Raw genomic sequence first — 19,631 nt, forward strand, 5'->3', positions numbered from 1 at the left:
ATGATTATCGAACATATTGATAACACAATCATTATAAGAGTGTAATTTGAGATAAGCACCAATTATCTTTCGTAGAGCGTCAAAGGAACATCGATCTTTTCTAATTATGGGTGTTACCTCATGTTGTCGCTTTAAAATCAATGAGTTCCCGAATAATTACCTAGAGGCTTTGTTGCTATGAAAGTAGTTGCTTTAGAGTTAATGGCAGCTCCCCTACGCCTAAGCGTTGTGCTGCCGTGAGCCCTTGCTTATCTTGGTAGCACAGATTGTGCCAAGCTCTAAATATGTCGAGCAATGGAAGAATGCCCCCAGGACGAAGCTTACGTCTGGGCTCATTAATAAAGCTATCAAATAACAACTGAAAGCGCTGTTGATAGAACTTAGTTTGTTGAATTGAGGCTGTGTTAAACCACTGTTTTGGTTCTGGATTGTTACCGGTTAGATAGCAGATACCTTTCTGGTTATCACCCTGATTGGCAATAGCCCAGCGATCTCGCCACCAACTCATGTGAACGATGTCGATCTTTTCAAAACTTTGGTCGTCTTGCCAGCCTGAATCTTCTTCGACATACATGAGGTCAATATTTTGACTCTGAATGCGCGGCAAACATACACTTAAAGCGGCAGATCTTAGTAATGGATCTTGTGGCATATAGATGGCGACATGCTTGTCTTCGTTACACATATCCAACACATGTAAGAAGTGAGCATAAGAGGTATAAGGCGGTCGAATGAGAGCGCCTTTTGAAGGGTAACTAAATGTGGTGAGGTTACCCATAGGGTCCTCAACGTTACCTCTCGCAAGAATCACTTGGTACTGCTGTTCAATGCGCTCTTTTAGTTTGTCAGAGGGCTGAGGCAGTTCGAGATTTGCTTCTGAAGAGTGCTCTTTGGATACAAATCGTGCCACATCATCATAAGGGTTATGGTCGACGTTTCCTGATGGTTCTTCATTTTGAGAGTAGTTAACGTGTTGGCAAAGTATATAGCCAGAATGCGCCTCGCCCGTCGCTATCCACACCACACCGTTGTTACTTTGTGGTTGCAGACGCTGGTAGTGAGATGCGAACTCGTAATCTTTCGCATGGTTAACCCATCGTGCATCGATCATCGCTAATTTACGACGACAACGGCTCGCGATATGGTCAACATGATCATAGAAAGTCTTTGGGTTGATCTCTAATTTTCGGCAGATTTCACGTACGGAATAGCCCATGAACAGTAAGCCCATGAGGTTCTCTTGAAATTGGAGTTTTTTATTGGATCCAGACCATTTATCAACGAAGGTTGTTTGGCAGTCTTTGCATCGATAACGCTGCCTGTCGCCACTGTAGCCGAAGGCATGATAAAGATGTTTATGGGTATGAACCGATAAGCCGAAGTTATCGCAATCATCATTACGACAAGCAGGGAGCCCGTCGCTGTGAAGTTGTCTTAGGCGATGAAGTTCGCTTAACACTTCACGATTGTTAAGTAAGGGGGGGAAAGCTCCACATTCACGACAAACCATCGCTGGACGCTTAGGGTTCGCGTGTTGCAAAACATACCGTTTTGCATCGCTCAAGCCAAAGTTGTCACACGCCAATGTTTTACAAAAGTTGAGTTGCAAACCATCCGCATCTTTTGGCAGCTTGTCGTTAGACACGATCTCCCCCTCGGGATTATTTGAGCAGCCAAGCGAGCCTGGCTGCGGGGTAACGCTTTTCAATGTATCTTTTATCAAATCGTTAGATGTTGATTGCTGTCTCTAGAGCAACTTTCATCATGTCGTTGAAAGACTTTTGACGCTCTTCAGAACTTAGTTTTTCACCACGGATGATGTGGTCAGATACTGTTAGGATAGTTAGTGCTTTAGCACCAAGGTCTGCAGCAACGCCGTAGATACCAGCCGCTTCCATATCAACACCTAGGATGCCTAGCTTTTCCATTTTTTCGAAAAGGTCAGCTTCTGGAGTGTAGAAAAGGTCTGCAGAGAATACGTTACCAACTTTAACTGGAACTTCTTGTGCACGAGCTTGGTTTACTGCTTCTTCTAGAAGACCGAAATCAGCGATAGCAGCGAAGTCGTGGTTGTTGAAACGAATGCGGTTTACTTTTGAGTCAGTAGATGCACCCATGCCGATAACAACGTCCATTAGTTTAACGTCGTCACGTACCGCGCCACAGCTACCTACACGAATAACGTTTTTCACGCCGAACTCAGCGATTAGCTCGTGTACGTAGATGCAGCATGATGGGATACCCATACCGTGGCCCATTACAGAAACTTTCTTACCTTTGTAAGTGCCTGTGTAGCCAAACATGTTGCGAACGTCACAAACTTGCTTCACGTCATCAAGGAATGTTTCTGCAATGTATTTTGCGCGAAGCGGGTCGCCCGGCATAAGTACTGTTTCTGCGAAATCACCAGCTTGAGCATTAATATGAGGTGTAGCCATGGTCGTTCTCCAAAGTTTAAACGGTAATTATAGGAACAGGATTTAATCAATTACCGATTCTGTTGAATTGAATTCGTTTTGTTGAGGCAATATTAGCGAGTTAGAACGTGGCTCCATGAGACTTTAGTCACAAAATAGGTCTGCCATTATAGTTTTATTAATATTGATAACCAAATATGTTGAAAGCGTAAAGGCAATCGATTTTGTATGGGTAAATTGCAAGTGAATGAGAAGAAAAGGCTTACATATAAACTTGTTGCCTATTAGTTTCGAGACAACAATACGTTGTAGAGACGTTTGATCAGAGATAATCTAAACTTTGATAAAAGACAAACCAAGGATTTGTATGTCGTATTGCGTTAACTCGACGCCTTTGCAGTCAATGAAAACACGACTCCACAGGGCGGTGTCGCTTGTTGTAAGAACTACTTTGCTTGCCAGCGGGATAGCTTCATCGTGGGTGTCTGCTGCAACCTTTGAATTGCCACCAACGGAAAGCCGCATTGTGGGCAGAATCCAGCAGCATGAAGTGGCGGCGGGCGAAACCTTGGCCATCATTGCCAAGCAATACGATATTGGTTTTCTCTCTTTAATGGCAGCCAACAAAGGGGTGGATCCTTTTCTTCCCGCGGAAGGCTATGTGTTAAGCATTCCAAGCCGCTTGATTTTGCCTGACACCCCAAGAAAGGGGATTGTCATCAATCTTGCTGAGTTAAGGTTGTATTACTTTGAGCCTGAGAAAAATCAGGTGCATGTTTTCCCTGTCGGCATCGGTCGAGTGGGGCGTGATACTCCCGAGATGATCACCAAGATAAGCCAAAAAAGACCGAATCCAACATGGACGCCACCAAATTCAATCCGCAACGAGTATCTTGAAAAGGGCATTGAATTACCGAGAGTGGTTCCTGCCGGGCCGGAAAATCCATTGGGAGAGTACGCTTTGAGGCTTGCTTATGGCGCTGGCGACTATTTGATCCATGGTACAAACAAAGATTTCGGGATAGGTTTACGAGTTAGCTCTGGTTGTATCCGAATGGAACCTAAAGACATTGAGTGGCTGTTTGAGCAAGTGAACCGTGGTGAACAGGTCACCATTATCAATGAGCCGATTAAGGTGTCATTAGAGCCTGATAGAAGTGTGTTTGTAGAAGCGCACGAGCCATTAACTCGAAGTGATGGTTCAAAGAAATCATTACAGATCCCTGTGGAACTAAAATGGTGGCTTGAAGACGCAGAACTGCCAAATTCAAAGGCGAAAGCGGTTATCTTTGCTCAAAACGGCGTACCTGTAGAGATAGCACCACCTGTGATTGAGTTTTAATTCGATTGCCTCTTCTGCAACAAGGGGCGGTTTTATCTTGTTTACTCGCATTAGTGTCACCCAAAAAAAGCACCACATCCGATAAGAAGTGGTGCTGTCTATATACTGCTTTTTGCGACTTATTTAATCTACAGCTTAATCGCGATTAGATCTCAAACTACTTAGTGTAAGACTCAGCGATGTTGTCGATGCGTTCGTTAGCACGATCCGCTTCTTCTTTCGCTGCCATAGCGGCTGCTTCTGCTTCTTGAGCCTTCATTTCTGCGGCTGCTTTGTCACTCTTAAGTGCTTCAACTTCGCTTGTAAGTTGAGCCACTTGGTTAGTTAGTTGATCCATTTCTGACACTGCAGCTTCTTCTGGTTCTGAAGAACAACCGGCTAAAATGAAAACTGATGCTGCAGCTGCGATTAACGTCTTATTCATAAGAACTCCTTGCTTATTTATCATCAAAAGATGCGCTATACATTCTTTATCATATAGTCGCTTCATTAATGATTGTAGCGACTAATTTTTTAACTGCAAAAACAATAACTAAAGAAATTGCTAAATTTTTGAGTTAATTAGCTAAGTATCACGTTGTGTCTCATTTATGAGATGAAGGATTTAGAGACGACTTGAAGGTGTTTTTGGAGAGCTATCCCTTTGCTAGCAATGCATACGTTGTTCTAGCTAAAGATAGATAAAGGGATAAATTTACTGTGATCTCTATCCTTATAAAGTACTTTCGCGGTATCATGTCACGTTAAATTAATTTTATTCAATACCATCATGACTGGAGAGTCCTTTGCACTTTAAAGATTTAGGCTTAGATAACCGCTTACTGAAGAACTTAAAACATTACGACTTCAAGAAGGCGACAGAGATCCAATCAAAAGCGATCCCTGTTGCTATTGCTGGTAAGGATCTATTGGCTTCATCAAAAACGGGATCAGGAAAAACATTGGCGTTTGTGTTGCCAATGATACATAAAGCATTAAAAACAAAAGCGTTTTCTGCTAAAGATCCTCGTGGTGTAATTTTGGCTCCTACTCGTGAGCTAGCGAAGCAAGTTTACGGCGAACTGCGTAGCATGCTTGGTGGTCTGTCTTATGAAGCGGCGCTTATCTTAGGTGGTGAGAACTTTAACGACCAAGTTAAAGCACTGCGTAAGTACCCTCGTTTTATCGTTGCGACTCCAGGCCGTCTTGCTGACCACCTAGAACATCGTTCATTGTTCCTAGATGGTGTTGAAACGCTAATCCTTGATGAAGCGGACCGTATGCTTGATCTGGGTTTCGCTCCAGAACTTCGTCGCATTGCCAATGCAGCTAAACACCGTCGTCGTCAAACGTTGATGTTCTCTGCAACGTTAGATCACGCTGAAGTAAATGGCATTGCAAATGAAATGCTAGACGCACCTAAGCGTATCTCTGTTGGTGTTTCTAACGAGCAACACTTAGATATCACACAGAAATTCTACTTATGTGATCACCTAGATCACAAAGAAGCGATTTTAGACCGTGTACTGGAAGAAGCTGAATACCGTCAGGTAATGATCTTCACAGCAACACGCGCTGATACTGACCGTTTAACAGATAAGTTGAACGAGAAGAAGCTTAAAGCGGTAGCACTGAGTGGTAACCTAAACCAAACGCAACGTAATGCTATTATGAGCCAGTTCGAGCGTGCGGTTTACAAGATCTTGGTAACTACCGATGTTGCTTCACGTGGTATTGATATTCCAAACGTGAGCCACGTTATCAACTTTGATATGCCTAAGCATACGGAAGAGTACGTGCACCGTGTAGGTCGTACTGGCCGTGCGGGTAACAAAGGCGATGCGATTTCTTTGGTTGGTCCAAAAGACTGGGACAGCTTCAAGCGTGTTGAACTTTACCTTCAACAAGATTTGACCTTCTCTGTACTTGAAGGCCTAAAAGGTAAATTCAAAGGCATTAAGCCACGTAAACCTGCGTTTGCTAAAGGCGGTCCTGCTAAGAAGAAGACCAACACTCAAGCGAAGAAAACGCCGAAGAAACCAGTTAAGCGCGATAAGAGCTTCCACCAAAATGTGGCCGTGGGTGATACCGTGTTTATCCCTAAGAAGAAAGTCGCACCAAAAGTGGACGACGAGTAATCACCAGCCAGTTTTAAAGCGTTTGCTAGTAAAACTGACATAAATAAAAACCGCCAATATTAGGCGGTTTTTTTGTATCTCGACCTTGGCTCAGCCATTACTTTTCGATATTTAGTTAGAAATTGAACGTCGAGAACGAATACGCCAAGATGTGGTCGGCAATGTATTTATGAGTAGCTGTAGTTGGGTGTGTCACGCCCCAAAATACATAACTGTCTGAACCATAGGTGGCACAGTCATTGGTTAAGCTGTGGCTTCGCAAGTAGTCCGCGGCTGAGCTTCGATTGATATTAAGACAAGCATCACTCGCGTTTCTAAAGCCATGTTGTTCTGGGTTATCGGTAATGCTGGCGAACAACGCACTTGCATCGAACAACACCACGTTTTTCCCCATACCTTGGTAATACTCGGCTTGAGCTTTGATGAACTGGTTGAATTCTAAGATCTTGCCACGAACTTTTATTATCTCTTGTTCGGTAGAGTATTTGAATTGAGGGGCTTTGGTTGCATCGGGTAAGGTGAACAGCAGGATATTGTTCGCACCAGATTCTGTTAAGCGGATCAGCGCGCTGCTAAAGTCAGCCTTTACATCGGCGACTTCTCGGTTGTAATTCATGAAGTCATTGAGGCCAAACTCTAAAGTAAACAGTGAGTTTTCCGGACGATAGTTTTTGGCGACTTTCATGTAGGTCAGATAAGAGGTGACTTGATCATAAACACCAGTCAATGCCACGTATTGGTTGGTACCTGCGGCGCCACCCACAGCCCAGTTATACAGAGGGACATCTTTCGCTTTTGCTAAATACTCCGTCCAGACTAAACCATTCGAAAAGTGCCCTAAAAACCACGAATCTGCGTTCGGAAAAACCCATTGTGAGCCATTAAATAGATTACCAGTGTCGGACAGGCTATCACCAAAGGTGACAATACGATTGATGCTACTGGCTTGAAAAGCGTTGTCGTTGGTCCAGATTGAGTGGTTGTAAGAGAAGCGATTATCTGCGGCAAAGTAGGTGATGTCAGCGGCGTCATGTTGGATGTCGAGCGTCTGTTCGCAACGTTGTTTAATTTCCGATTGCGGGGCATCGCTGTAGAACATGTTTTTGAATGAAACGGAAGACCACCAATATCCGTTGATCGTGTAGTAATCACCATTCTCTTTCTTTGCCCACTTCCAGTCGGTGGCTGGGGAGTCATGAGAGGCATCGGTTCGATACCAACATCTAACATATGAATAGGTCTCTGAGCCTTGTGCACTGAGTACTTGTGCAGATGTAATCGATTCAGGTGTTGGTATTGAGTCTTCAGCGGTATAAGCGCCAAAAGGCAGGGCTAACGTGAGTATTAAAGCCGTATTTTTCATCACTGTATTCTCTTTTATATTTAGATGAGCCAAACAGAAACGCTGTTGCTTGATAAGTGGATAAGTGGATAAGTGGATAAGTAAATAACTGGTACGACCTATATCTAAAATCAATAATTAGCGTCAATATATTCAGGGTTGTGGTGTGTCGTTAATGGAATAAGCATCAAGTTATCAACGAGTTTTGGTTGAAAAATACCTGTTTCCAAACGGTTATTTGTCGAATAATTTTGGTTTATTGAGAATGTTGAATTGATATTTGAGTCGGGATATTGAAAGAACAATCTCATCAACCTTAGTTAAATGTTAATTTAATCAATTGCTTATGTTTTTTCTCCTGATTCTGTTTGCCTGATGTTCATCGCACCTGTTTAATTCAAGTTCGCCATCACAAATATGAAGTCGTTACTTTCTGTTTTATAAAATCATCATCTACGGTTCTTTTACTCATCAGAGGTCTAATCTGTTTAAGGAAAGAGCATTGAAAAAGATATTAATTTGGACGATAGCCTGCCTATCCAGTTTTGGCGTATATGCCGGAACGAGCGCATCAGCATTAGAAGCCAGCGGATACACTGAAACGAAATACCCCATTATGTTGGTACATGGTCTGTTTGGTTTCGATACATTAGCGGGCGTTGACTATTTCTATGGCGTACCTGAATCCCTAACCAAAGATGGCGCGAACGTATATGTCGCTCAGGTCTCTGCAACCAACAGTTCAGAGGTCCGTGGTGAACAGTTACTCAGCCAAGTTGAAACGCTGTTAGCTGCAACAGGAGCAAGTAAGGTGAATCTGGTTGGTCATAGCCACGGTGGGCCTACGGCTCGTTATGTTGCGTCAGTTCGACCTGATCTTGTTGCTTCAGTGACCAGTATTGGCGGTGTGCATAAAGGTTCTAAGGTCGCTGATCTCGTTCGAGGGAACGTATCTGAAGGCTCTGTTACAGAAGGTATCGCGGTTAAATTAGCAGGTGGATTAACGACACTGATTAACCTTTTATCTGGTGGAACGGATCTCGACCAAGACGGCCTCGCTTCTCTTGAAGCATTGACCACAGAAGGCTCGCTAGCCTTCAACCAGTTTTACCCTGAGGGCGTTCCGACGTCTGAGTGTGGCGATGGTGAGTGGCAAGCAAGTAACGGCGTTTATTACTATTCATGGACAGGGTCTTCCACTTTTACCAACCTTCTTGATCCTAACGACGGAGCGATGACAATCCTAGGCTTAGCCTTCAACGAACCTAATGATGGCTTAGTAGGAGCATGCAGCGCGCATTTGGGCAAAGTGATTGGTGATGATTACAAAATGAACCACCTAGATGAGATTAATGGGTTATTGGGAATTCACCACTTGTTTGAGACAGATCCTGTAACTCTATATCGTCAGCATGCCAATCGATTGAAGTTGGCTGGCTTGTAGTCTGCAAAGCCGTTTAATAAGAAAACAAGGGAAGTATGATGAAAAAGACCGCCATTTTGTCGATAACCACGATAGCCCTGATGAGCACAGCGGCGGTCTTTTTATATCTAAATAATCAAGATACACATACTGACGACGAACAACGCGTCTCCTCATTGAAAGTCACCTCTCAGCAAGATACCGACATCGATAACGCATCAGCAAAAGACATGATGGAATATTTCGTGTCAGGTAATACAGAATTAACCCTTGAAGATATTCGAGACAACGTGGCGAAACACCACGAACAATCATCAACAACCGTGGTTGATGAAGCACTGTTTGCCAAATATCTTGAGTATAAGTCGGCACTGACATCGTTGGACGTGCAGTTCGATACCACATCCATTTCCGCTGATGATCTACGTGCACTCAATCAAGCGCTCCTTGACCTCCAAGCTCAGTTTTTCAGTGAGAGCGAGATAAGTATTCTGTTTACGCACGACAACAGAATGAGAGAAATCGCCTTAGAAAAGTTACTTCTGAAACAGGAGGGATTAGAGGATGAAGAATACCAACAAAGACTCGAATCCTATCTATCTGAGCAACCTGATTATGTTCAGTCGAGTCACCAGAATCAGGTGTTACTCCAACAGCTCTCTAGCTCTGAAGGTCTCGATGAACAGGGTAAATACTTAAAGAGAAGCGAACTTGTCGGTGAAGAAGCAACCCAGAGACTTGAAGCACTTGATAAACAAAGAGCGGCCTTTGAAGACTCGTTAGAGGTCTACTTCGCAGAACGAAATGATGTCTTGAAAGATTCATTCCTATCAAAAACCGAACAACAAGAGAAGATTGCGCAACTTAGGACTGAACATTTCCTACCAGAACAGCTTAGAAGGGTAGAAGCGATTGAAAGAATTCGAGCGGCTGAATCTCGTCAGTAGTGTCTAAAAGCGAAAAACCAGCCATGATGGCTGGCTTTTTGTTTATCGGCGAGTTCTAAAGAGCATACAGCCTGAATCTGTTTGCCTTGAACTTCGTACCTTGAAGCCTATACCTTAAAGTAATCCAACTGCTGCTTCTGTTGTTCTGCTAGGTTAGAAAGCTCGTGGCTTGCTGCAGCGGCTTGAGTAATGCCGGTAACGTTTTGGCTTACTAGGCTGTAGATGTTTGAGATGTTACGGTTGATGTCTGAGGTTACTTGGCTTTGCTCTTCGGCGGCAGAGGCAACCTGAGTGTTAATCTCAGTCATGTCCGTTACCGAGTTAGCAATGCCTGAAAGCGCCGCGCTTACTTCACCAGCAAGAGTTTGGTTGTGTTCCAGCATAGCCAGTGAGCTGCTCATGCTTTCATTCGCGTTACCGGATTGAACCTGCAAACCTTCAATGATGGTTTGGATCTCTTTGGTTGAATCTTGTGTACGTGCCGCTAACATTCGAACTTCATCAGCAACCACTGCGAAACCACGACCGCTTTCACCCGCGCGAGCGGCTTCAATTGCTGCGTTAAGCGCCAACAGGTTAGTTTGTTCAGAGATACTTTGAATCACCTCAATCACTTTACCAATCTGTTCAGAGTGCTCTTTTAGCGTACCCACAACATTTGCAGCTTCGCTTAGCTGAATCGCCATCTGTTCGTTAGCTTTGTTGCTTTCATTAAACAAGCTCATGCTGTGTGTCGCCATTTCGTCAGCTTGCTTAGACGCTGAGTCAGCTTGTACTGCGTTCTCGTTAACGTGCGATGCAGTACTTTCAAGTTGGTTCACAGCAGAAGCGACTTGTTCCACTTCTTGTTTCTCTTGGTCTGAGTTAACGCTGGATTGGGTCATTACCGCTGCTAGCTCTGTCGACGCAGAAGCCACTTCGATACTGATTCGAGACAGTGAGCTTACCGTGTCACGCAGTTGTTCAACAGACTGGTTTACGTCTTGCGCTAGGCGTGAGATTTCGTTGTCGCCATATTCTTCGGCTTTAACTAACAAGTTACCTTTTGCAACTTCGCGCATGGTTTCTTGAATGTTGCTGATCGGCTTAACAATGATACCAGCCAGCGTCCAACTGATAACTAGAGCTACAGACAGGATTACCAACAGTGCAATGGTCGCGGTAGTCAGTGTACTAGCGTGTTGCTGGCCGTTGATGTCCACCTCTTGAGTGGCAAGCAAGTTCAGCTTCTTAGACAGAGTGTTGATCGCTTGCACCATTTCATTACCCGCATGTCGGTATTGGTCGATTGCGATCTGGTAGCGGTTTTCAAAATCTGACGAGAGTGACGCATCGCCGTGTTTCGCTCTTAATAGCGGAAGCATGGTGGTGCGAGAAAAATCGACATAGTGATTCATCGCTTTGTTCATCGCGGCCACTTCATCTTGCATGCCTGGCACTGTGTCTAATGAATTCAGTAGGCGAGTATTCTGATCGCGTTTTTGGTTTAGTGTTTCAACCAGTGTTTTTACGTCATCGGCATTGAATAGACTGTAAATCGCTTTGATGCGCATGCCATAGCTGTTGTCGACGATTTCGCTGAGTTCTTCTTTATGTAAGATTAATTGGTCGGTTGCTACTGACACATCTTTGAATGCACTTTCTAGCTTTTCACCACCGATAATGACACCGGCTAAAAGTAAAACGACGGAAAATAGTACGGGTATAAGAATTTGTATTTTGATTGATAAGCCACTGAGAAGTTGGCGCATGTAATGTCCTTCTTTGAATAAAATAAATAGATGAGAATTATTATTATTAGAATTAGTTGGCGATTCTAACTAATGAGACTGACAATTCAATCAGTAAAGGCTTTGATTTCGTTATATGCGATAGGTATTTGATATAGATGGTTGTTTATTGTTCTAAATGGCGATAAAGGTGGATCTTTTTATCCATCGTGTTAGGGCTACTTGATTGATAAATAGAGAAATATATTGGTTAGTGTTCGATATAAATAGGGAAGGAAATCTAGTTTTTGGTGCTCAAACGATGGTGACACCTGCATTCAATAACTGCATCTGATGGGGGCGCGACTATCAATTCATCGAGTAGGAGAGAAATTAGCCATTAATTTGTAGTTGTCATATAGGCTTCAATTAAGTGAAACACAACTGTCACATTCGGATTCTAAAGTAGGCCTCGTTCAAGCAAAACATTACGGCAATAACGCCACTAAAGGAAATTTGTGATGAAAAAGACAGTTATCGGTGCAATCGCACTACTAGGCGCTCTAACAGTGAATACAGCTTCAGCTAAAGAAACTATCTCTGTAGTTGGCTCTAACAGTGCTTCTCCACTGGTTGAAGTTTTTGCAGAAACCTACATGAATAAAGGCGAACCAGTGTTCATCGAAATTCAAGCACCAGGTTCTTCTGCAGGCATCAAAGCAGCAAAAAATGGAAGTGCTGACCTTGGTATCTCTTCTCGTGACCTAAAAGAAGAAGAGAAAACAGCTGACCTGAAAGAGCTAGTTATCGCTCGTGACGGTATCGCAGTTGTTGTTAACCCGAACAACGAAGTATCTGCTCTTACTGCTGAGCAAATCACTTCAATCTACAAAGGCGACATCACTAACTGGAAAGATGTTGGCGGTGCTGACAAGCCAATCGTAGCAATCACTCGTGATACTGCATCAGGTACACGTGGTGCATTCGAAGACATCATGAAGCTTAAGAAGAAGATTGGCGATAAGAAAGTATCGGCTATCTCTCAACGTGCACAAGTTGCAAACGGTAACGGCGCACTTAAAGTTTCTGTAGCAAGCAACCCATACGCTATCGGCTTTATCTCTCTAGGTACAGTTGACGAATCTGTTCAAGCTCTAACTATCGACGGCGCTGCTGCGACTGTAGACAACGTTAAGAACGGTTCTTACAAAGTTGCTCGTCCATTCCTAGTTCTTTACAAAGCAGGCGCTCCAACAGCTGAAACTCAACAATTCCTAGATTGGATGGTTGCAGATGAAGCTCAAGCTATCGCTGGTAAGAAAGGCTACATCACAGTTAACTAATCTTAACTGACTCAATCTTAATTATTGCTCAGCCTGCTTTAGGCTGAGCCTTTTCTTTCAACTTTGTTTATTTCGAGCTCTTATTGAGCCACAAAGTTTGAGATTTTATATATGACCATCGCAAATAGTGAAAAGCTTATGAATACTGAAGCGACTCAAATCAACAAGCCAAGTCTACGTGCTAAGAAGCGCATCGACTGGAGAGAAAGAATCTTCCACGGCTTGTTCTTATCGAGTGCTGTAATCGGCATCGTATCACTAGCCGTTATCGCTTACTTTATCGTTGCAGAGAGTATCCCTGCATTCCAAGAGGCCGGTGTTTCTGGCATCGTTCTGGGTGTTGACTGGTTACCTCCAGCTCTATTCGGTGTTGCAACCATGATTGTTGCATCGATTGTTTCGACACTTGGAGCTGTAGTTGTTGGTGTGCCAGTTGGTGTATTAACCGCTATTTTTATTGCTGAGATTGCTCCAAAGCGTCTTGCAGATATTATTCGACCAGCAGTTGAGCTTCTAGCGGGTATCCCGTCGGTAGTTTACGGCTTCTTCGGTCTAGTAATTATCGTTCCAATGATTCAAAACGTTTTCCAAGTACCAGCGGGTAACACTATCCTGGCGGGTATCATTGTTCTGGGTATCATGATTCTTCCTACCGTTATCACGGTTTCTGAAACTTCGATTCGTGCGGTACCTCGTACATACAAAGAAGGTTCACTTGCACTGGGTGCTTCGAAAATCTACACGATTTTTAAGCTACTCGTTCCTGCTGCACGTTCAGGCATTATGACTGGTGTGATTTTGGGTATCGGCCGCGCACTTGGCGAAACGATGGCAATCATCATGGTTATGGGTAACGCGCCAGCAATGCCAGAAGGCATTTTGGACTCTGCTCGTACGCTAACAGCAAACATTGCAATTGAAATGTCTTACGCAAGTGGCGTTCACGCTAACGCACTGTACGCAACAGGTGTTGTACTTCTAGTGTTCATCATGATGTTAAATGGTGCTCTACTTTATCTTAACCGTGAAAAAGCGAAGTAGGCGAGGATAAGTAATATGGATCGCGTAAAACTAAAACAAGCACGTCAAACCAAAGATAACATCCTAAAAGGTTTTATCTGGGCAGCTGCAGCTGTAACCGTTGGTTTCTTATTCTGGATTATTTGGTACATCCTATCGAACGGTCTGCAATACGTAGATTGGAACTTCATCACTGACGATTACACTCGTACTGGTGAAGAACGTGGTATTTTCCCAATGATCATTGCCACGATCTACATGGTAATCGCATCGATTGCGGTAGCCGCGCCACTGGGCATCATGACGGCGATATACTTAACTGAATATGCGAAAGTAGGTAGCCGATTGGTGAAAGTGATTCGATTCTGTACTGAGTCGTTAGCTGGTATCCCATCGATCATCTTTGGTCTGTTCGGTATGACCTTCTTTGTTTCGATTCTTGGTCTTGGCTTCTCGATTCTGTCGGGTGCACTAACGCTAAGTATCCTGATTCTTCCTGTAATCATTCGTACTACAGAAGAAGCATTGATGGCAGTGCCACAAACTTACCGCGAAGGCTCATACGGCCTTGGCGCTTCAAAAATCTACACTATCTGGCGTTTGATCTTACCAAGCGCAATGCCAGGTATCTTAACTTCGGTCATTCTTAGTATTGGTCGTGTAATTGGCGAATCAGCACCTGTATTTTTAACAGCAGGTATGGTGGCACGTGTTCCTGAGTCGGTATTCGATTCTGGCCGTACACTAACGGTTCACCTATATAAGCTGACAACAGAGCTATTTACTATCGATGAGTGGAACCAAGCCTACGGCACGGCGACAGTCCTAATCGTACTGGTTCTCTTGATCAACATGGTTACAAAACTGATTGCGAGACGCTTCAACACGGCAACTTACTAAGCTCATTAGCTGGCTCATAAATAAAGCGAGCCCCCGTGATAAAGAAAGCATCAAGTTAGACACGAATTTAAGAATTTAGAGATTACGAACATGAATAAATTTGATATTGAGAACCTAGATCTATTTTACGGCGACAACCAAGCGCTTAAATCTATCAACCTGCCAATTCCAACTCGCCAGGTTACTGCTCTGATTGGCCCGTCTGGCTGTGGTAAATCAACACTATTGCGTTGTTTGAACCGCATGAATGACCTAATTGAAGGCGTTACGATTAAGGGTAAGCTGGATATGGATGGCACTGACATCTACGGTAATATCGATGTCGCTGACCTACGTATCCGCGTAGGCATGGTATTCCAAAAGCCAAACCCGTTCCCAATGAGCATCTACGAGAACGTGGCATACGGCCTACGTGCTCAAGGTATCAAAGACAAAAAACACATCGATGAAGTGGTTGAGCGCTCGCTACGCAGTGCTGCACTGTGGGATGAAGTAAAAGACCGTCTTAAAGCGCATGCATTTGGTCTGTCTGGTGGTCAACAACAGCGTCTATGTATCGCACGTACAATTGCAATGGAACCAGATGTAATCCTGATGGATGAACCAACATCGGCTCTAGACCCAATCGCGACACACAAGATTGAAGAATTGATGGAAGATCTGAAGAAAGACTTCACTATCGTTATCGTAACGCACTCAATGCAGCAAGCGCGTCGTATCTCAGACCGCACGGCTTTCTTCCTAATGGGAGAGCTTGTAGAGCATAACGAAACCAGCGTTATCTTCAGTGAACCAAAAGATGATCGTACTAAAGGTTACGTAAACGGTGACTTCGGTTAATCGACGATTTACGTGTGGTATTTAAGCGATTAGATACCTTTACACACTAACTGAAACGCAGGTTAGATAATCGAATAGAACAACAGAATTATCACTATAACTATAAGCGATGGAAGTTTTGCCCCACTATAGGTGGGGCTTTTTTATGTGTCTAAAAAATCCCCAATGTCGATGTGATTTTGGGCAGAGAATCCCATTTTTGTCGTCCTTCTCATGCTTGTGATAATGTTAAAGGTGAAACTGCGACCCGCTTAACATCTCATTTTTACTTACATTGATTGCATATCAAGCCTTCTGTATTTTTGCTTTATTCTTAATCGCCAATGGAAGGAAGCTGTGCCTGTTAAAGCCTTTGCAAAACAAATATCTGCGACACGCGACCATCGTCTTTTGGCTGAGTCTCTTTTTGACTATCTGGTTAAGGTACTTACTCCAAAAGGGATAGGAATATTTGCTGAACCGACGCCGGAGAGCGACGCATTACCGCTTTTTTCTTATGGCGACCTAACCTCATTGGCGAGCTACCCCTCTACATTTTGGCCGTGGGTCTCACAGTTTGATACCGCAGACGGGGTTTTGCCAATGGCTATCAACACCTGCAAGTGGGAACACATGAAAGTGCTTGGTGGGGAGTCGTTTATCATGATGCTCGACAACGCACCTGCCTCCAGAACTTATTTAATTGTTCAAAATTGCAATGCTGAGAAGGTTAATCAAACCTTTGACCAAGATCTTGATGTGTTACAGCTCGCGGCTGCCCGTTGGCAATGTATTCGTGCCGAAAAGAACGCGGCGCTAGAAATCAAACACAGAGACACACGTGAAGCTCAATACTTAGATGAGATAAAGTTACGTGAGCTGTTTGTAGAGAACATGAAGCTGGTTCATCAGGTCGCGCTTGAGCTTTCTAACCCTGAGTCACTCGATGCTTTGTATAAAGCATCGGTTGAGGCTGTGCGAGACAGGTTAGGGTTTGATCGTGCGATCTTCATGTTGCTTGATATGAAAAAGCGTTGTTTCAGCGGAACTTATGGCACTGACGAAGCGGGTAAAACCAACAGTGAACACCACACTCAATACGATTTGCACCAACTTGAAGCGGAATACATTGAAGCGCTGTCTGATAACCATACTAATCTAGTCATCATCGATAATGCGCCCCTGTATACAGAAGGTAAGGTGGTCGGGCAGGGGTGGAATGGCATGCTTATCTTGCGTGAAGGCGACAAACCTGTCGGCTGGATCGCCATGGATAACTACATTCATCGCTCACCGATTACTAACTATCAAAAGCAGATGCTTGAGTCTTTTGGCTCTTTGCTTTCTCAAATCTATATTCGCAAGCGCCAAGAGCAGAACATACGTATGTTGCACTCGAGTATGGTTGAGCTGTCTCGATGCGATAGCGTCAGTGAAGTCTGTAAGTCCGCGGTTAGTTTTGCGATTCAACATCTAGGTATCGATCGACTGGCTGTTTTCCTAACAGACAAAAAGTGCAGTTACATGCAAGGTACTTGGGGCACTGACATCAAAGGCGATATTGTCGATGAGTCCTATTATCGCTCTGAGCTGGTGGAACGTGACATTGTAGCCGCAGCTCGTGCTTGCCCTAATCAAGTTGCCTTTGAAGAATCAGTTCCTATCTATCACGATTTCAATATTGTGGGAGTCGGTTGGACGGCAATGACCATGCTCACCACCAATACGGGTGAGCCGATTGCGTTTATCGCTGCTGATAACCTATTAACTCGCAGTCCTTTAACCTCCCAGCTTCGTGAGGTAATACGTATCTTTGCTTCGAGCCTTGCTGAGGTGCTGCAAAGAACCATGGCTCAAGAAGAACTGAAAAAGCTCAATGAAACATTGGAGCAAGAAGTCAGTAAGCGTACCCAAGAGCTAGAGTTGGCGAATGAGCAATTGGATATCATTTCTAAGCTAGATCCTCTTACGCGCCTTGGAAACCGCCGTATGTTGTCGCAGGTTCTAGAAGACTTGAACGGTGACGATCAAGGTGCCTTTGCCTTACAGAACGAAATTACATTTGGCTTGATTCTTGTCGACCTCGACCACTTTGGTTTGTACAACAGTGTCTATGGTCATACTGAAGGGGATGCGGCTCTGAGGACGGTAGGTGAGATACTGAATGCCCATGTTCACAATGATAAAGAAACCTTCTGCCGGATTGGCGGAGAGGAGTTTATGTTGTTGATGATTGGCACGAATCACTCAGAGACAAAGCAACGTGCAGAGTCGATTAGAAAATGCATTGAAGAGGCAAAAATCCTGCATTGTGAAAGTAGTACCAGCCCATATTTAACGGCATCCGTTGGCTATGCCTCGATAACTTCTGATCAGCACCAGTTTGACTTCGACCTACTGTATGGCAAGGCAGATAAAGCCTTGTATCAAGCCAAAGACTCTGGGAGAAATCGAATCGTTTCTGCCTTAAAACGTAAAAAAGTCACAGCCTCTCTTTCTTAAAATAAAGGCCGTTGATCTCAAGATGATCAACGGCCTTTGTGTTTTACTGTTCTTGATGAACAGCGTCGACTAAAGATTTTCTAGCGAACTATTATGCTTTTTACTCGCAACTCTCTTGGGCTTCTTCACCGTTTTGATTGCCAGCTCAGGGCTCCATGTTTGGGCTGGTGAACCGGCTTCACCATAAAGGCTTTGGTTTAGCTTGGTGAGTTCGGCTTCAACGGTTTGTAACGTCTCATCACTTAGATCTGTATTTTCAGATTTCCATTGCTCAAATAAGGTTCTGGTCATCACGCCATCTTTCGTTCTTAGAGCTTCAATAAGCGCTTCTGCGGTATCTGATTGACGTTCAACAGTGTGTGTTGGTTTTGTCGTTACACCGCGGCGTGACCAGAAGTAGAATGCCAATGCTGAGCTGATTAGCCACAAAGCTGCAAATAGGGCGGTGAGATAAGGCCAGATCCCAGGGCTATCCACAGTAACAACCGTCGGGCTTACTTGTTGGGCGGGCGTAGCAGTTACTGGTGGAGTGCTTGACGTTGCGCGATCACTTGCTTTTACCGCTAACTCTAGCCCCTGCGCTTTGCTTGTTTGTTCTGATTGCAAATCGGTGTTAAACCAAGCTTGAGACACATCAGGAAGCGAGATGTTTCCTGCCTCTTTCGGAATCAAGACTTGCTTGTAAACAACGACAGAATCACCTGACTGAGTTGTGCCAAATTGCGGCTTCTCTTCATAAACACGTACCGAATTAGGGTAGGTGATATTCAGTTTTGGCAGCTGGTGTTGCGTTAAGTTGCTAGCCGTCATCGTGATGGTACGAGTTAACGAATCACCCGCTTCCATTTCAATGGTTTGGTTGTCGCCTTCTAAACCATTACTATTTCCCAGTTGATTGCCTTGGCTATCCGACCATTGCTGTATCAATTTGAAGTTTGATGTTGGTAACCACTCACCCTTGTAGCCTTTTGGCACAACCTTTACGGTGACATCTAAGGTTTCAACGGGTGTGTCGAGTTGGAACAAACGTGTTGTACTAGAGTTATTGGTTGAGTAGACAACAGCTCCTGTTAGCTTCGGCCCGTTCAGCTTAAATTGACCTGCTTTTTGTGACGAGATACGGAATGACTGTTGAACTACCGTCACCTCCTTTCCATTGAGAACGTCTTGAAATTGCTTCGATTCCCCAATAGGTTCCACATCTAAGCCTGAAGAGCTCGGTGGCGCGATTTTCGGATCTTGAAGCCTTCTTGGATCCGCTTTAATGATCAGCTTTACATCAAGCTCTGCGGTCTCTTGTGGGTATAGTGAGTTCTTGCTGAGATTAAGTTGAAACTCAGCCATGTCATGTTGAGTTGGCGCCGCTTTATTAACGGCGACATTGATGGTGATAGGCTTGGTTTTAGCCCCTTCAATGTCAAAGCTAGGGATCTGTATCCGGCCTAAGCGCAGTGGAGCAAGGGTGATGTTCCACTCGCTTGACACCGAACGGCTGCCATTGACGATTCGCATCGACGAGCCAAAGCTTGGTGTACCGACATAGAAGTCCTGCTGGAGCGCTGTTAGATCTAGAGCATCAGAGGAGACCTTTTCATCGGTTGCAACTCTAAGAAGGAACACTTCATCTTTGGTGACACTGTTATGTGAAACGCTCGCCACGGCGTTTGCAGCCAATACTGAGAAGGACGAGAAAGCTCCCAACAACAATGTTAGGAGTACGGATAAAAATGGCTTGTTTAAAAATCGCATG

General features: G+C 44.2%; 15 protein-coding genes. 9 read left to right on the forward strand and 6 right to left on the reverse strand.

From position 1 onward, the window contains the following. Window positions 1–175: 175 nt before the first annotated feature. Complete coding sequence (locus AB6E78_RS13235; RefSeq protein ID WP_017061879.1) at window positions 176–1,645, reverse strand: lactate dehydrogenase; 1,470 nt, start codon at window positions 1,643–1,645, stop codon at window positions 176–178. A gap of 82 nt (window positions 1,646–1,727) precedes the next feature. Next, the gene (gene deoD, locus AB6E78_RS13240) at window positions 1,728–2,438 is read right to left on the reverse strand and encodes a purine-nucleoside phosphorylase (protein WP_017061880.1); all 711 of its coding nucleotides are present in this window, start codon (window positions 2,436–2,438) and stop codon (window positions 1,728–1,730) included. Between the two features lie 346 nt (window positions 2,439–2,784). Between deoD and AB6E78_RS13245 the strand changes: the two genes are divergently transcribed. Next, the gene (locus tag AB6E78_RS13245) at window positions 2,785–3,759 is read left to right on the forward strand and encodes a L,D-transpeptidase family protein (RefSeq protein WP_372133779.1); all 975 of its coding nucleotides are present in this window, start codon (window positions 2,785–2,787) and stop codon (window positions 3,757–3,759) included. Window positions 3,760–3,916: 157 nt separating this feature from the next. Here AB6E78_RS13245 and AB6E78_RS13250 read toward each other — a convergent pair whose 3' ends face one another. Then, the gene (locus AB6E78_RS13250) at window positions 3,917–4,183 is read right to left on the reverse strand and encodes an Lpp/OprI family alanine-zipper lipoprotein (protein WP_017061882.1); all 267 of its coding nucleotides are present in this window, start codon (window positions 4,181–4,183) and stop codon (window positions 3,917–3,919) included. Window positions 4,184–4,544: 361 nt separating this feature from the next. On the opposite strand from AB6E78_RS13250, the gene AB6E78_RS13255 reads away from it, so the two are divergent. Next, a complete protein-coding gene (locus tag AB6E78_RS13255; protein WP_017061883.1) occupies window positions 4,545–5,876 on the forward strand; it encodes a DEAD/DEAH box helicase in 1,332 nt (443 codons plus the stop codon). A 115-nt stretch (window positions 5,877–5,991) separates the two neighbouring features. On the opposite strand, the gene AB6E78_RS13260 is transcribed toward AB6E78_RS13255, so the two are convergent. Further along, complete coding sequence (locus AB6E78_RS13260) at window positions 5,992–7,239, reverse strand: SGNH/GDSL hydrolase family protein (protein WP_372133786.1); 1,248 nt, start codon at window positions 7,237–7,239, stop codon at window positions 5,992–5,994. Between the two features lie 481 nt (window positions 7,240–7,720). Between AB6E78_RS13260 and AB6E78_RS13265 the strand changes: the two genes are divergently transcribed. Together AB6E78_RS13265 and AB6E78_RS13270 are read left to right on the forward strand one after the other, a co-directional pair. Next, window positions 7,721–8,662, forward strand: a complete 942-nt coding sequence (locus tag AB6E78_RS13265; protein ID WP_372133780.1) for a lipase family alpha/beta hydrolase — start codon at window positions 7,721–7,723, stop codon at window positions 8,660–8,662. Between the two features lie 38 nt (window positions 8,663–8,700). Next, window positions 8,701–9,588, forward strand: a complete 888-nt coding sequence (locus AB6E78_RS13270; protein ID WP_372131758.1) for a lipase secretion chaperone — start codon at window positions 8,701–8,703, stop codon at window positions 9,586–9,588. Between the two features lie 107 nt (window positions 9,589–9,695). Here AB6E78_RS13270 and AB6E78_RS13275 read toward each other — a convergent pair whose 3' ends face one another. Next, window positions 9,696–11,339 (reverse strand): methyl-accepting chemotaxis protein, encoded by a 1,644-nt coding sequence (locus tag AB6E78_RS13275; RefSeq protein WP_372133781.1) that lies wholly within the window; start codon window positions 11,337–11,339, stop codon window positions 9,696–9,698. A gap of 479 nt (window positions 11,340–11,818) precedes the next feature. Between AB6E78_RS13275 and AB6E78_RS13280 the strand changes: the two genes are divergently transcribed. From AB6E78_RS13280 to AB6E78_RS13300, 5 genes are all read left to right on the forward strand, one after another. After that, a complete protein-coding gene (locus AB6E78_RS13280; RefSeq protein ID WP_017064254.1) occupies window positions 11,819–12,640 on the forward strand; it encodes a phosphate ABC transporter substrate-binding protein in 822 nt (273 codons plus the stop codon). 111 nt (window positions 12,641–12,751) lie between these two features. Beyond that, entirely contained in the window at window positions 12,752–13,681 is a 930-nt protein-coding gene (gene pstC / locus AB6E78_RS13285; RefSeq protein ID WP_017064255.1) for a phosphate ABC transporter permease subunit PstC, read from the forward strand. A 15-nt stretch (window positions 13,682–13,696) separates the two neighbouring features. Beyond that, on the forward strand, window positions 13,697–14,560 hold the full coding sequence (gene pstA, locus AB6E78_RS13290) for a phosphate ABC transporter permease PstA (protein WP_017064256.1): 864 nt from the start codon (window positions 13,697–13,699) through the stop codon (window positions 14,558–14,560). A gap of 90 nt (window positions 14,561–14,650) precedes the next feature. Continuing rightward, entirely contained in the window at window positions 14,651–15,400 is a 750-nt protein-coding gene (gene pstB, locus AB6E78_RS13295) for a phosphate ABC transporter ATP-binding protein PstB (RefSeq protein WP_004737715.1), read from the forward strand. 336 nt (window positions 15,401–15,736) lie between these two features. Then, the gene (locus AB6E78_RS13300) at window positions 15,737–17,881 is read left to right on the forward strand and encodes a GGDEF domain-containing protein (RefSeq protein WP_017064257.1); all 2,145 of its coding nucleotides are present in this window, start codon (window positions 15,737–15,739) and stop codon (window positions 17,879–17,881) included. Window positions 17,882–17,950: 69 nt separating this feature from the next. Here the strand turns inward: AB6E78_RS13300 and AB6E78_RS13305 are convergent, their stop codons facing one another. After that, the gene (locus tag AB6E78_RS13305) at window positions 17,951–19,630 is read right to left on the reverse strand and encodes a BatD family protein (RefSeq protein WP_372133782.1); all 1,680 of its coding nucleotides are present in this window, start codon (window positions 19,628–19,630) and stop codon (window positions 17,951–17,953) included. Window position 19,631: the final 1 nt, after the last annotated feature.

Source organism: Vibrio sp. 10N.247.310.98, assembly GCF_041467395.1.
GTDB classification, from domain to species: domain Bacteria; phylum Pseudomonadota; class Gammaproteobacteria; order Enterobacterales; family Vibrionaceae; genus Vibrio; species Vibrio crassostreae_C.